Origin of the sequence: Alteromonas sp. MmMcT2-5 (genome assembly GCF_022348315.1) — a bacterium.
GTDB classification, from domain to species: Bacteria; Pseudomonadota; Gammaproteobacteria; order Enterobacterales; family Alteromonadaceae; genus Alteromonas; species Alteromonas macleodii.
On the sequence record NZ_JAKRFB010000001.1, the window covers coordinates 205,365 to 220,080 of the forward strand.

Annotated in this window: 9 protein-coding genes, 3 tRNA genes and 1 pseudogene; 11 read left to right on the plus strand and 2 right to left on the minus strand. The window is 44.9% G+C overall.

Going from position 1 to position 14,716, the window contains the following annotated elements; genetic code table 11:
• Positions 1 to 11: 11 nt before the first annotated feature.
• The 3 genes from MHN09_RS00950 (at position 12) to betI (ending at position 4,975) form a co-directional block, all read left to right on the plus strand.
• On the plus strand, positions 12 to 1,649 hold the full coding sequence (locus MHN09_RS00950) for a SulP family inorganic anion transporter (protein ID WP_049587661.1): 1,638 nt from the start codon (positions 12 to 14) through the stop codon (positions 1,647 to 1,649).
• A 253-nt stretch (positions 1,650 to 1,902) separates the two neighbouring features.
• Positions 1,903 to 4,326: a TonB-dependent receptor gene (locus tag MHN09_RS00955; protein WP_168463527.1), complete on the plus strand. Its 2,424-nt coding sequence runs from the start codon at positions 1,903 to 1,905 to the stop codon at positions 4,324 to 4,326.
• Between the two features lie 73 nt (positions 4,327 to 4,399).
• On the plus strand, positions 4,400 to 4,975 hold the full coding sequence (betI, locus tag MHN09_RS00960) for a transcriptional regulator BetI (protein WP_269719572.1): 576 nt from the start codon (positions 4,400 to 4,402) through the stop codon (positions 4,973 to 4,975).
• A 228-nt stretch (positions 4,976 to 5,203) separates the two neighbouring features.
• Here betI and MHN09_RS00965 read toward each other — a convergent pair whose 3' ends face one another.
• On the minus strand, positions 5,204 to 7,279 hold the full coding sequence (locus MHN09_RS00965) for a M13 family metallopeptidase (protein ID WP_049587665.1): 2,076 nt from the start codon (positions 7,277 to 7,279) through the stop codon (positions 5,204 to 5,206).
• A complete protein-coding gene (locus tag MHN09_RS00970; protein ID WP_168463529.1) occupies positions 7,269 to 8,594 on the minus strand; it encodes a GNAT family N-acetyltransferase in 1,326 nt (441 codons plus the stop codon). The genes MHN09_RS00965 and MHN09_RS00970 overlap by 11 nt, the downstream gene beginning before the upstream one ends.
• Before the next feature lie 118 nt (positions 8,595 to 8,712).
• Here MHN09_RS00970 and MHN09_RS00975 point away from each other — a divergent pair, with 118 nt between their 5' ends.
• The 8 genes and pseudogenes from MHN09_RS00975 to MHN09_RS01010 all read left to right on the plus strand — a co-directional run bounded on the left by MHN09_RS00975 (position 8,713) and on the right by MHN09_RS01010 (position 14,698).
• Positions 8,713 to 9,171: a regulatory protein RecX gene (locus MHN09_RS00975; RefSeq protein ID WP_101563718.1), complete on the plus strand. Its 459-nt coding sequence runs from the start codon at positions 8,713 to 8,715 to the stop codon at positions 9,169 to 9,171.
• Between the two features lie 297 nt (positions 9,172 to 9,468).
• Positions 9,469 to 12,066, plus strand: a complete 2,598-nt coding sequence (gene alaS / locus MHN09_RS00980) for an alanine--tRNA ligase (RefSeq protein WP_014948671.1) — start codon at positions 9,469 to 9,471, stop codon at positions 12,064 to 12,066.
• Between the two features lie 134 nt (positions 12,067 to 12,200).
• Entirely contained in the window at positions 12,201 to 12,392 is a 192-nt protein-coding gene (gene csrA, locus MHN09_RS00985; protein ID WP_012517705.1) for a carbon storage regulator CsrA, read from the plus strand.
• A gap of 565 nt (positions 12,393 to 12,957) precedes the next feature.
• Positions 12,958 to 13,049: transfer RNA gene (locus MHN09_RS00990), tRNA-Ser, on the plus strand.
• A 37-nt stretch (positions 13,050 to 13,086) separates the two neighbouring features.
• Positions 13,087 to 13,163: transfer RNA gene (locus tag MHN09_RS00995), tRNA-Arg, on the plus strand.
• A gap of 53 nt (positions 13,164 to 13,216) precedes the next feature.
• Positions 13,217 to 13,293: transfer RNA gene (locus MHN09_RS01000), tRNA-Arg, on the plus strand.
• A gap of 140 nt (positions 13,294 to 13,433) precedes the next feature.
• A pseudogene (locus tag MHN09_RS01005) lies at positions 13,434 to 13,867 on the plus strand (acyl-CoA thioesterase).
• A 543-nt stretch (positions 13,868 to 14,410) separates the two neighbouring features.
• Positions 14,411 to 14,698: an OadG family transporter subunit gene (locus MHN09_RS01010; RefSeq protein WP_239238629.1), complete on the plus strand. Its 288-nt coding sequence runs from the start codon at positions 14,411 to 14,413 to the stop codon at positions 14,696 to 14,698.
• Positions 14,699 to 14,716: the final 18 nt, after the last annotated feature.

Consider the following 14,716-nt stretch of genomic DNA (forward strand, 5'->3'; position numbering starts at 1 on the left):
GGTCTATAACGATGGTAAAAATTAACCTTTCAAACCTACGAGGCGATTTTACCGGCGGTTTAACAGCCGGTATCGTTGCTTTACCACTGGCGCTTGCACTTGGTGTCGCGTCAGGCTTAGGTCCAATGGCGGGTCTGTACGGTGCTATTGCGGTTGGCTTTTTTGCCGCACTTTTCGGTGGTACACCAGCACAGATTTCTGGTCCAACGGGGCCTATGGTTGTTGTTCTTGCAGGCTTGTTCGCAAGTCTATCGGGCGACACCAGCCTTATATTCACAGCGGTGATATTGGCCGGTATATTCCAGATTGTTTTTGGTGTCCTTGGTATTGGTCAATACATTCGCCTAGTGCCTTACCCGGTAATATCGGGCTTTATGTCGGGCATCGGTGCAATCATCATTATTCTTCAAATCGGCCGCTTACTGGGCCATGAGCCTCCAGGTGGAACAATCGGCGCATTGACATACTTGCCAACCGCGCTTGCCGATATTGATTTTGCAACCTTGGCGTTAGGCCTTGGTACCTTGGTTATTGCCTACAAATGGCCACCGCAACTAGGCAAGTATGTGCCTGGTGCACTGGCTGCACTTATCATTGGCACGCTTGTAAGTTTAGCGTTGTCTGTGCCAATTCTTGGTGATATCCCGACGGGTTTACCTAGCCTTCACCTTCCAGTATTTGACCAAAGCAAAGCACTGCTTATTCTTGAAGCCGCGTTTATTCTAGCTGTGCTGGGAGCCATCGATAGTCTACTTACATCTCTTGTTGCTGATAACATGACGCGTACCCGTCACGATAGTAACAAAGAGCTAATCGGCCAAGGTATTGGTAATACATTTGCTGGTCTTATCGGCGGTATCGCAGGTGCAGGCGCAACGATGCGTACTGTTGTAAATATCCGTAGCGGTGGTAAGTACAACATTTCAGGTATGGTACACGCACTAGTTCTTCTAGCAATTGTGTTAGGTCTTAGCCCGCTAGCAGCGCAAATTCCTCACGCAGTTCTTGCTGGTATCTTGGTTAAAGTTGGCTTAGATATCATCGACTGGAGTTACTTGAAGCGCGCTCACAAAGGCCCCCGTTGGGACTTCGGCCTCATGATTATGGTGCTTGCGCTAACGGTATTTGTAGATCTGATCACAGCAGTTGGTGTTGGCGTGGTATTCGCAGCATTAGCTTACGTTAAGCAAATCGCACAGCTGCAAATTGAAGAGCTTAAGAAAATCCCTGAGTCGTTAAACGACCCTAAAGAAAATGAGCTATTGGAATCTCTTAAAGACAAAGTATCAATCTTTAGTTTTGGCGGGCCACTAAGCTTTGGTGCGGCTGCCGATTTGGGCCACCACGTTCGTGAGCGTGTGAAACCGGGTTCTAAAGTCACCATTTTAGATTTCTCGCGCGTTCCACTTATGGATGTTTCTGCTGCGATGGCAGTTGATACAGTTACCTCAGATGCACTAGCGGCAGGTCGTCAGCTGGTTATTTGTGGTGCTAATGCAGAAGTCAATAAGGTGCTTGAGGGCGTAAACGAAGCGCACCCAGGGATCCCCAACTTTGACACGCTACACGACGCCTTGCTTTACGCAGAAAAGCAAGTAGCCGGGACTGAAAGCAAAAACACCCGTTTTCAAGCCGCAACGCAGTCGTGAAGTAATATCAAGGTAAGATAAACCTTTCCCTTTTGGCCCTCCTTAGTGAGGGCTTTTTTGTGTCTGTTAGGCAAAGATTTCTTTGCTAAATTTCTGGGGCAGTTTATAGCTGATGCGTGTTTACTTGGATGTCATTGAATAAACAAACATGGAAAATGTTTTATTAATTGATTGTTCAATTAAACTTAACGCTACTGTAACAATTCCTCCCTAGAGTAGTGAGTAAACATTACACAACTACTTTGGGAAACACATGAAAACACACAATAAACTCTCGTTAGCTGTACTTGCAGCACTTTCGTCTATGACTACACCTACAGTGGCGTGGGCAGAGGAAGCAGAGCGTGCTGACGAAGAGCGCATAGAAGAAATTACCGTTGTTGGGCGAAGCGTTTCTTACGCGAATAACGCAACAAGCGACGATATGTTTAAACAACAGGCTAATCTTAGCAGTGTGTTAGCCGCGGTTGATAACCTGCCGGGTGTGCTTATTAACGAAGGTGATACCTTTGGGGCTGATGACTGGTCAACGTCTATTGTTATTCGTGGCTTTCAAGTAAACCTAAACGAGCAGCAAATTGGCATGACGGTAAATGGCATCGCCAACGGTAACTCGAATTACGGTGGTGGCGCGAAAGCGAATCGCTATATTGATACCGAAAACGTAAAAGGCGTTGAAGTTTCTCAGGGTACGGCGGATATCGCTTCCCGTTCACACGAAGCCTTGGGCGGCACACTGAATTTCACCACCATTAACCCGTCTGCGGAGCAGGGCTTAATAACCAGTGTGACTGCGGGTTCATTTGATGCGTCAAAATATTATGTACGCTACGAAACAGGCGAAATCTTTAAAGATACTTACGCGTGGATAAGCCTTTCAAGTCAAGAAAGTTCTGACTTTATGCAGCAGGCAGCAGAGAACACCCGTGATCATTTAGCCATGAAGTTTATCTCTACCGTTAACGACGTGTCTCTTACAGGTTACCTGTCTTACGACGATACCCACGAAGATAACTACCAGCGCATATACGGGCTGGCGCAATATGAGCAAAATCCAGATTGGGACCAGTTAACTGACAAGTGGACAGGCGTGCCTTATCAAGATCAGGCGTATCGTCGAGGTTGGTCTACCCTACGCGAAAACCTTTTCGCTTATTTACAGGCTGACTTTACTATTGGCCAGGTCGATTTTATGACTAACGTGTATTATCACGACAATGAAGGACGCGGCGAATGGGTTCCACCCTATATTGTTGATATCACTGATGACGGAGCAGAAGGGCACTCAGAGCTTATTGTTGGAAATACGGTATTCGGTGGAGAGGAGCTGGGACAAATCTACTTTGTTGATAGACAAGGCAACCAGCTAAGCCCTATTGAGGGGTGTCAAAGCTCACTGACCTTCCCTTATGGTGGTGCAGGTGCAGAATATGACCCAGGCTGTCATGCGCAAGGCGCTATTCCCGTGGGCTCATATCGTCACACCCATTATGATAAAGAGCGTTTTGGCATTAATGCTGATGCTGTGTGGTACACCAAAATTGGTGATTTTGATAATACCGTACGTTTTGGTATTTGGTGGGAAGACTATGAGCGTGGCGAGTCTCGCGATTGGCATAAAATTACCAACTCGTCTATTAGCGTCGATTATGACAACGTGCCTTACTGGGTGCAGTACGACAGAACCTTCCCAGTTGATACCTTGATGTACTATGTGGAAGATGAGCTTGATCTAGGCTTTGCCCGCATTCGCGCTGGTGCCAAGAAGTTTAACGTAGATATCGAGAAAACGGACAACTTTGATTCAGCCAACAACTTAGCGGTGAATACTGACTCAGATACCTTATTCTCTGCCGGTATCGTTGCACCTTTACCCATTGAAGGAGTGGAAGTTTTCGCAGGTTACGGTGAGAACTTTGCGGCAATCAAAGATGCACAACTAGAGCGCAACGATACTGACCTTCGCTTTATAAAGCCAGAAACCGCTGACAACATTGACGTAGGTTTCCGCTACTCTTCACCTGGTTTCAATGCCAGCGTGACCTACTACAATATTGAGTTTAACGACCGTATTCAATTTACCAGTAACGAAACCTCAGAGGGTATAGACTTTCTTGAAGCAGCCGCGGGTGGATACAAAAACGTGGGCGGTATTGAGTCTAGCGGTTTTGAAATTTCAGCAGACATTATGTTAACCGAAGAGTTTTCGTTGTTCACTTCTATTACCTTAAGCGAGTCAGAATATGTTGCGACGGTAGGTAGTTCAGGTACGCAATACGATACACTTGACGATGCGCTGGCAGCCATCGCTGACCCTGAAAACCCTGAAGTGTCACTGGTAGCTATTGAAGGTAATACGGTTATCGGTACGCCTGACACTATGGCGGTAATTAGTCTTGATTGGGCACGCGATAACTACTTTGCAGGCCTGTCTACCAAGTACGTTGATAGCCGCTACCTGGATATTGATAATGCGGCACAAGTTGATGACTATATCGTTAGCGACTTCTATATTGGCGGCTTTATCGAAAACATTGGTTCAGGTGCTGAAGAGCTAGAAGTGCGTTTAACAGTAAACAACCTGTTTGATGAAGACTATGCGTCTACCATTGCACCAGGTGCATTTTGGATTGGCGCACCTCGCGCTGTTGCAGTCAACGCACGCTTAACCTTTTAATCGTGATATCATGCCTGCGGCGGCATTGTGCTGTCGCAGGTTATTTTTTAGATTTAAGGTTTGGAGTTGTAGCATGCCCAAGGTGGGAATGGAGCCAGTTCGCAAGAAGCAATTAATAGAAGCAACGCTAGAAGTGATGGCAGAAGTTGGCTATCACGGTACAACGATTAGCTTAATTAGTAGAAGAGCTGGGCTTTCTTCAGGGATAATCAGTCACTATTTTGGTGACAAGCAAGGTTTAATTGAAGCAACGATGCGCCACCTTCTCGATGCGCTAAAAATCACGCAGCGTATTGACGATCCCCTAGAGCGGATAGATTTCATTATTGAAAATAACTTTTCACAAACGCAAGGGGCGAGTTCCGCCACCAATACCTGGTTTAACTTCTGGGCGTTGTCACTACACAACGAAGGCTTGCATCGTTTGCAGTGTATTAACCACAAACGCTTAGAGCGTAATTTAGCGTTTAGTTACCGCAAGCTACTTAAACCTGAGCAGGTCAAAAACGCCGCTGCGTCTACCGCTGCATTAATTGATGGGTATTGGCTTCGTTATTCCATGGGCAGTGTGGGTAACGGTGATTTTTCAGAAGCTGTAGCCCGTTGTAAGCAATACGTTCGCGATTTAGTTGCCCAATACGGAAGATAAATAAGCAAACGGAAGTTAAACAAGTACTCGCGGCTGGCGTATAAGTACCACTGATCGAATACTGATTAGAGAAATAAAAAGGGCGGTTCGAGATAAGTCGAACCGCCCTTTTTAATTATCTACACTTTCTAAATGAGCTATGCGGACTGGTATTAGCTGGCGCCAGATACAAATCTCTATCCGGCGCGAGAAGCTAGCATGTGCTCACTAAGTGCTAAACTCAATGAGCTACCAAATTCTAACGCGTTCTTCAGGCGCAAGATAAAGTGCATCACCTGGTTTCACGTCAAACGCTTCATACCATGCATCATGGTTTCTTGGAGCTTGTGCACGATAACGACCTGGCGCGTGTGTACCTGCGCGAAGTTGATTCAACATGCTTTCTTCAGTGCGTTTTTCTTTCCACACTTGTGCCCATGCAAGGAAGAAACGCTGATCGCCTGTTAGGCCGTCAATTACCGGTGCTTCTTTGCCGTTAAGGCTAAGTTTGTAGGCGTGGTAAGCCATGGCTAGACCACCCACGTCACCAATGTTTTCACCCAAGCTGTTGCGACCATTTACGAAGTTACCTTCGATAGGCTCGTACTGGCTGTATTGCTCGGCTAGCATATCTGCTTTTTCTTCAAACGCTGCGCGGTCAGCATCGGTCCACCAGTTGCGCTGAATACCGTTTGCATCTGACTTCGAGCCTTGATCGTCAAAACCATGTCCCATTTCGTGACCAATTACCGCACCGATTGCACCGTAGTTAACTGCTGCGTCGGCGTTTGGATCAAAGAATGGTGGTTGCAAAATAGCCGCTGGGAATACAATTTCGTTAAACGAGCTATTGTAGTAGGCGTTAACGCGCTGCGGTGTCATACCCCAGCGATTGCGATCTGTTTTCTCTAGCTCACGTTCTACCGATTGGTCTTGGAAGAATGTGCGTAGGTTTCGAACATTGCCTACTAAGTCTTTGTCGCTGATGGTTACGCCGTCGAAAGACTGCCATTCGTCTGGGTAGCCAATTTTAGGGTTAAATGCCATTAGCTTTTCTTTGGCATTTACCTTGGTTTCTTCGCTCATCCAGTCTAGGTTTTCAATACGCTCACCTAGTGCTGTACGCAAGTTCTCAACCAGCTCCGCCATCTGCTCTTTTGAGCTTTCTGGGAAGTATTCGTTTACGTAAATCTTGCCGATAGCAAAACCAAGTGACTCAGTACCAGACATTTGGCTCACTGCGCGTTTCCAACGAGGACGAGGCTCTTGCTGACCGCTTAGTGTACGACCAAAGAAGTCAAAGTTGGCTAGGTAGATATCTTCAGAAAGGAAATCCGCATTGTTTGAAATAGTGTGATATTTCAAGTACGACTTCCAATCAGCGAGATCAGCTTCGTTGATAATTTTAATAACGTCTTTTACTGGCTCAGGCTGTGTAATATTTAGCTCAGGTACCTTATAACCGGTTTGAGCAAAATACGTATCCCAATCAAAGCCAGGGTACTCGTCAGACAGCTTGCTACGTTCAATCTGGTTAAGAGTAAGATCGCGGTCACGGCGTTTTTCGCGAGGCCACTGAATTTCTGCAATTTGTGTTTCAAGGGCAAGAATGTTAGCCGCTTTTTCAGCTGCGTTTTCTTCGCCTGCAAAATTTAGCATCTGCTCGATGTGCGCTACATAAGCTTCACGAATTTTAACAAAACGTTCGCTATCGCTCAGGTAGTAGTCGCGATCAGGAAGGCCTAAACCACCAACACCAACACTTAATTGGTATTCATTTGGGTCAAGGCGGTTGTACCACATACCGCCGCCAATTGGCGTGGTTGAGCCTACTAACCAGCTGTTACCAAATGCTTTGGTTAGGTCAGTTTTGTTTTCAATGCTATCGATAGACGTGAGTACGTCTTTAATTGGCTCAATACCTTTTTCGTTGATGGTATCTGTATCCATATAAGCAACGAAAAAGTCGTGAACAAGCTTCTCTTCTGCATTAAGCGAAGATTTTTCCATTAGCCCATCAATGATGTTTTTAACTTGCTCTTCACTACGCTCTGCAAGACCCGTAAACGCGCCGTAGCGAGTTTTGTCAGCGGGCAGCTCGTAGTTGTCGTACCATGTACCGCTCGCGTACATGAAGAAGTCATCACCAGGTTTTACCGCTTCATTACGAGCGGTCAAGTCTACGCCAAAAGAGCCTAGTTCCGCTTCGCCCTTCATTTCTGGCGCTTCAACATTGCTGGTTTGCTCTTGGGCTTTTTCAGGCTGACCGCAACCAGCAAGTCCCAAAGATGCCGCAATCGCTACGGCAAGAAGTTTATATTTCATCGTTTTTCTCGTTGTGATTATAAGTGTCGTCGTTAGGTGCAGTGACACTCGTTGTTTTTAAAGTAGGCACAAATTCCTTGTTAAACGGTAAAGCATTCCGTGCCTGATTAAAATAGCTTGCGATATGTGGCGTTTCTCGCTGTAAAAAGTCTGCTACAGCAGTGTGAAACGACGGATGTTGTAATTTGTGATGAGAACGGCAATAAATGGGCTCGAAGCCTCGAAGTATTTTATGTTCACCTTGGGTGCCGGGATTAAAAAGCGATAGCTTTTTCTCAATGGCGAATTCAATGCCTTCAAAATAACAGCAGGCAAAATGTAGCCCGTCTATTTCTTTCAGTGCTCCCCAGTATCTGCCATACAGTCCTGTCTCATCATAGAAAAAGAGGGCGCTGGCTACTGCTACCTCATTCTCTATTGCCGTAACTATAAGCATGTTATCGCTCATGCTCTCGACTAGCTGCTCAAAGAACGCATCGTTCAAATATCCCACGTGACCGCTTCGTTTTAAATAGGTTGCTTTGTAACACTTTGTGAAAAACTGCAGTGTCTCTGGACTAATCTCACTGCCGGTATGATGGGTGAAGCGGACGCATTGCTCGTTCAGTTTACGTCGACTTTTCTTGATATCTTTTCTTTTGCGGGAAGTAAGCGCGTTAAGAAAATCGTCGAAATCACCATAACCGTAGTTATGCCACTGAAACTGAACCGCGTATCGGGTCAGGTAGTGGTTGGGAATACTGGGTTGAACTTTGAATTGGTCATTAGGCAAATCATCGGCTAATTCACTGGCCTCAGGCTCGTCTTTACCAATAAGTTGAGCTGAGGTGCTTTCATTGGGAAATAGCCAATGAAAAGAAGATAAAGCCTCACCAAAAACGGACTCTACATGCGCTGTCAATGTATTTTCCAGTTCACTTAAAAGTGACGGAGTAAGCGCAATGTGCCCATCAGAAAGTAGTCTAGAGCCTGTTACAGGCGTGAAGGGGATGGCCGATATCCATTTAGGATAATAGTCGAGACCGTGCTGTGCATAAGCATTAGCCCATGCGTGGTCAAACACGTATTCACCGTAGCTGTGAGTTTTCAGGTAGCCGGGAATAACGAGATTAACAGCCCCATGCTGATCTTTCGCTATAGCAATATGGCAAGGCTGCCACCCAGATTCATTGCTGCACGAGCCGCTGCGTTCTAGCGCATGTAAAAATTCATAAGAAACGAAAGGACCCGATTCTTTTGCGAGGTATTGCCAGCGCTCTTTAGAGATCTGTTCAATCGAATCTATTATTGTTATGCGATAGTTGGATGCTGTCATGCAGTTTACATCATGTAGAGGTTAAGTGCGTAAAACGCTAGATAGTCGCAATGTACGAGTAATTAACGCTAAAATAACGCGGTTTCTACGTTTAATACAGAAGAGTAAGTTTACAAAAATGTCAGAGTTCGACCGAAAAATCATTACCGACGCGATTACTCGCATGCTGGCACGACGAGAGCATAGCTTTAACGAGATTATGCGAAAGTTGCAGCAGAAGGGAATAGCGAGTGATGCTTTCATGCCTATTCTGGAGGAATTCAAAGATGCTGATATCCAAAGCGATGCTAGATTTGCAGAAAGCCGAGCTCGCGCACTGTATTTAAAAGGGAAGGGACCCCGCGCAATTAAATTAGACTTACAGCAATACGGTGTAGATGAAAGTACTGCAGAACACGCAATGAGAGAGATTGACGCTGACTGGTTTGAAAGTGCTAAAAAAGTAAAAGAGAAAAAGTTTGGCGAGTTTTATGAAACCGAATTCGCATTGAGACAAAAGCAGAAACAATTTCTTCAATATCGTGGTTTTTACCAAGATCACATTGAATATGCGGTAAGCGCAAACGAAACTAGCTAAAACGGCTGGTTTACGCTCATGTTGACCGACAAATAGATGCCGTTGGCGATTCGTTTTATGAATACTGGCTATTTTCGTCTACTTAAAGTGAAATTTGAGCCTATCTTCTCCCCGTTACACTTAACAAAATTGCGTTATCCATGGTATTGTTGCGCAAATTTGTGTGCATTTTAATTATCCAGAGAATTATAGCGAGGATAAGCGTATTGCGTATTCGCAAACTGCCCCGATTATAAAGCTCATTAGAACAGGCAAATCGCACGTTTCAAAAATAGAATAAAGGAAGTTAGGTTTTCAATGACATTATCAACTGCTGACTTACGTAACAAGTTTATCGATTATTTTAAAAGCCATGGCCACCAAGCGGTGGCGAGCTCGTCACTGGTTCCGGCAGATGATCCCACACTTCTTTTTACCAACGCGGGCATGAACCAGTTTAAAGACTGTTTTTTAGGTGCGGAAAAACGCAGCTATACCCGTGCGGTATCGTCACAGCGCTGCGTTCGCGCAGGTGGTAAGCATAACGACCTTGAGAACGTAGGTTACACTGCGCGTCACCATACCTTTTTTGAAATGCTGGGTAATTTCAGCTTTGGCGATTATTTCAAAAAAGAAGCGATAGAGTTTGCGTGGAATTTCCTTACCAAAGAAATTGGTTTGCCAAAAGAAAAGCTCTTAGTCACCGTTTATTCTGAAGATGACGAAGCGTTCGACATCTGGGAAAACCATATTGGTGTTCCAAAAGAAAAGATTATTCGCATTAGTACGTCAGATAACTTCTGGTCTATGGGCGATACCGGTCCATGTGGTCCTTGTTCTGAAATCTTTTACGATCACGGTGCGCACATTTGGGGAGGTCCTCCGGGAACACCAGAAGAAGACGGCGACCGCTTTATCGAAATTTGGAACCTGGTATTTATGCAGTTTAACAAACAAGCTGACGGTACCATGGAGCCACTCCCTAAGCCTTCAATCGATACCGGTATGGGCCTAGAGCGTATTTCCGCTATCTTGCAGAACGTGCACAGCAACTACGAGATCGACCTTTTCCAAAACTTGATCAAATCAGCAGCATCAATTGTTGGAAGCGAAGATTTAGAAAATAAATCGCTACGGGTTATCGCCGATCACATTCGTTCGTGCAGCTTCTTAATTTGCGATGGCGTTATGCCATCAAATGAAGGGCGCGGATACGTATTACGTCGCATTATTCGTCGCGCTGTCCGCCACGGCTATCAGCTTGGCGCAAACGATATTTTCTTCTATAAGCTTGTAGCATCACTTGCCAAAGAAATGGGTGAAGCGTATCCAGAACTTGTAGACCAGCTACCGGTAATTGAAAAAGTACTACGTGTTGAAGAAGAGCAGTTTAGCAAAACGTTAGCCCGTGGTATGGCTATCCTAAACGATACATTAGAAACTCTAGAAGGCGACACAGTGCCGGGTGACGTAGTGTTCAAGCTTTACGACACCTATGGTTTCCCTACTGACTTAACCAATGATGTAGCACGTGAGCACGACCTTAAGATTGACGAAGAAGGTTTTGAAGCTGCTATGCAAGCACAGCGTGCCCGTGCACAGCAGGCTAGCAACTTTGGTGCAGACTACAATAGTAAACTCGCCATTGACCACACAACCTCATTTACTGGGTACACCGATGTAGAAGGCCAGGCGAATGTGGTTGAACTTATTGCCGACAATGCGTTTGTTGAGAAGCTTGAAGACGGTCAAGAAGGCGTTGTGGTATTAGACAGCACACCGTTCTACGCTGAAAGCGGTGGTCAGGCAGGTGACAAAGGTGTGCTTCGCGTGGCAAACGGTGAATTCATCGTTACAGACACCCAAAAAATGGGTAATGCGTTTGCACACAAAGGTATTGCTAAAGGTTCGGTATCTAAAGGTGATACGGCAACCGCAGCGATTGATGCAGCAAATCGTGAAGCCATTAAAAAGAACCACAGCGCAACGCATTTACTTCATGCAGCACTGCGTGAAATTTTAGGTGAGCACGTAACTCAGAAAGGTTCATTGGTTGAAGCGCCGCGCATGCGTTTTGACTTCTCGCATTTTGAGGCAGTAACGGCTGAGCAACTTGCTGAGATTGAAAGACGAGTTAACCAAGAAATACGTGCAAACCACACGTTAGCAACTGAACTAATGGATTTGGATGAAGCCAAAGCATCAGGCGCAATGGCGCTATTTGGTGAAAAGTACGACGAAAAAGTTCGCGTGGTAACCATGGGGCCATTCTCTGTTGAGCTATGTGGTGGTACTCACGTTACACGTACTGGTGATATTGGCTTGTTTAAAATTACCAGTGAAGCGGGTATTGCATCGGGCGTTCGACGTATCGAAGCAGTTACTGGCGAGCATGCACTTGAAGTCGTGCAAACCCAACAAGCGACACTGTCTTCATTGTCTGCGTTATTGAAAACAGACAGCCAAAATGTACTTGATCGCGTAGTTTCTCTACAAAATCAGACTAAAGAACTAGAAAAAGCACTCAATTCTGCGAAACAAAAACTGGCGAGTCAGCAAGGTGCTGATATGCTTAGTAATGCAGTAGAGATAAATGGCGTTAAAGTTCTTATTGCGAATTTGGAAGGTGTTGAAGCGAAGTCATTGCGTTCAATGATGGATGACATTAAAAACCGAATTGGTGAAGGGATCGTAGTATTAGGTGTGGCTAATGACGCGAAAGTGAATCTTATTGCTGGCGTTACTAAAAACCTCACTAGTAAAGTTAAAGCGGGCGAGCTAGTTAACTTTGTTGCATCACAAGTAGGTGGCAAAGGGGGCGGTCGTCCAGATATGGCACAGGCAGGCGGTGACCAGCCTGAAAACTTGGGCCAGGCGCTAGATTCGGTTAACGCTTGGTTACAAGATAAGCTATAATTATTTTTGTGTATAACAGTGAGTTTTTGAAGTGACGCAGAAACATGGAATCACTGTCGCTTCCATCGGGTCGTGCCGATGGGTTGGCAAATCTTAATGGATGATGTTCAGTATTAAGGAACAGGAGCAAGCGAATGCTTATTTTGACTCGTCGAGTTGGTGAAACGCTTATGGTTGGTGACGATGTAACCGTTACCGTACTAGGTGTAAAAGGGAATCAGGTACGTATCGGTGTGAATGCACCAAAAGAAGTTTCTGTGCACCGTGAAGAGATATACATGCGCATTCAAGCAGAAAAAGGCGGTCAGCCAGGCTCTGCAGAATAATTGCATTATACGCTTCATTGGAAAAGGTCAGCTTACGCTGGCCTTTTTTGTTTTAAGTGAGTAAATCTTATCGGGCTTTAGCGCAAGTCTATTGTTTCTGTTCTATTTCGCCAGAAATGACGTTGTGATGTCTCGCGCTAACGACCAAGTTAAGTCTCTGGGTTGTGCACAGCTTTTTTCTAGCACAATGCCTTCTGGGTGGACGATTTTTAAATCGAGACATTTACCGCTTTATTTGAGATTTTGGAGCGTTTTTAAATAACTTAAGTAAGTAATATGGATCAGCGTACTTGGTTAAGAACAAATAAATTCAAAACTTTTTGATATTATTTTTGAAAAATTGACTAAATTATTAAGGCGGGTCAGTTAAAACTGCAATGAAGCTGCGCATATTCAAATGCAAATTAACGAACATCGTTAAATAAAATTCGGTTTAATTGCTTGTATTGCGAACAAATTACTGGTTTTTTGCTCGAATCGTTTAAAATGGCAGCGGGTGAACAATTTCTTTATAAAAAAGGTTTGACTCAGGCCAATGAATCCGTAAAATGCACCCCGCAGTCAAGGAGAGGTGGGTGAGTGGCTGAAACCAGTTCCCTGCTAAGGAACCATACGCATATACGCGTATCGAGGGTTCGAATCCCTCCCTCTCCGCCATTATTTGTTGGCAGTGACGGCCAACAACAAGTTTTGCGCGTGTGTAGCTCAGCTGGATAGAGTACCTGGCTACGAACCAGGCGGTCGGAGGTTCGAATCCTTCCACACGCGCCACTTATTTTAAAGCGTCACCTTTTGAGGTAGAATTCAAAAGTACACAAGTTTACGCGTGTGTAGCTCAGCTGGATAGAGTACCTGGCTACGAACCAGGCGGTCGGAGGTTCGAATCCTTCCACACGCGCCATATTGAAAAACCCACCTTTTTAGGTGGGTTTTTCATTTCTACTCCTTTTATTTTTGTTCTCTCCACTTTCGTCTAAGCGCGCTGTTTAAAATTTAAGCTAAACTTAATGTGTTTAACAGCAGTAAAGCGCGAGGTACGCTATGGCACATCCATCTACTACTTTTCGATTTTTAGCAGAACCTACCGACGTCAACTTTGGCGGTAACGTTCACGGTGGCATGCTCTCTATAACAGCTTAATGAAATGGATTGACCAAGCAGCCTATGCCTGTGCCGCGCAGTGGTCGAAATGCTATTGCGTTACAGTTTCATCGAACGGTATTCGCTTTATAAAGCCAATAAAGGTAGGTCAACTCGTAGAAATAACCGCATCGTTGGTACACACTGGTGCGTCAAGTATGCATATCTATGTTGTGGTTAAATCGGGCGACGCCACGGAAAACACTACGTCGGTCGCAAATCGCTGTTTTATAACTTTTATGGCGGTGGACTGTGAGGGAAACCCAGTAAATGTGCCTGCTTACGTACCCGAGGATGAACGACATATGCAGTTAGATTTATACCAGTCCGCATAGATAATCACTCACTCAGCGAGAGTTAAAATGTTCGTAATCGCGGCGTGTTACCGTAGGTATAGTGGTTCTACATCAAGGTGACACAACAAAGAGTACGGACATTTTAAACTCGCCCTTTGGGAAGGTCTGGCAAGCTTCCTAGCTGCATTCTGGGAATTTGAAAGGGAACAGCCATTCCTGCATTCCCACGCTTTGCTAGGAAACTTGCCAGCGCCTTCTGAGTGGGCGATTATCTATGCGGATTGGTATTGTTGGCGATGCATGCGAAAGATTTCGCTAAACAGCTAGACAGTGACTTTACGGAAAATATAGGCTTGCATTAAGGCGTGAGTATAAATGAACGTAAACGTAGATTGCTGGCATCGGCAACGCTTATGCTAATTCCTAAAATATACTTTTGTTGCAAATTTATTAAAGAATAATGCATTAAGTTTCATTTTTGGCGGGTTTTATTCATTTTAAAGTGGTTTTTTATGCTGCTTTGTTGTGTTTTGAAAAACCACGTGATACTTATTCAGGTACAAAATAACAACAGGATTGAATATGAATTCGGGATCCGTCGCTAGCCTGCTCTTTGAAGCGGGTTCTCTTATGCTTATAGGAATGGTATTTGTTTTCTCATTCTTAGGGCTTCTTATTGTGGGTATTCATCTCATTGCCCGATTTTGTGAAGCTTTTCCCGGTGAAACAGCAGAGCCTTCAGCTCATTTAAAAGGGCCTTCAGCTAATTTGAGTCGAAACAATCAAGCGGTACAACCAGGAATAGACGGAAACGTTATCGCAGCTATTTCTGCCGCAATTCATACCCATCGCCAAAATTCTAAAAAATAAAGCCTAATCAGGAGTTAC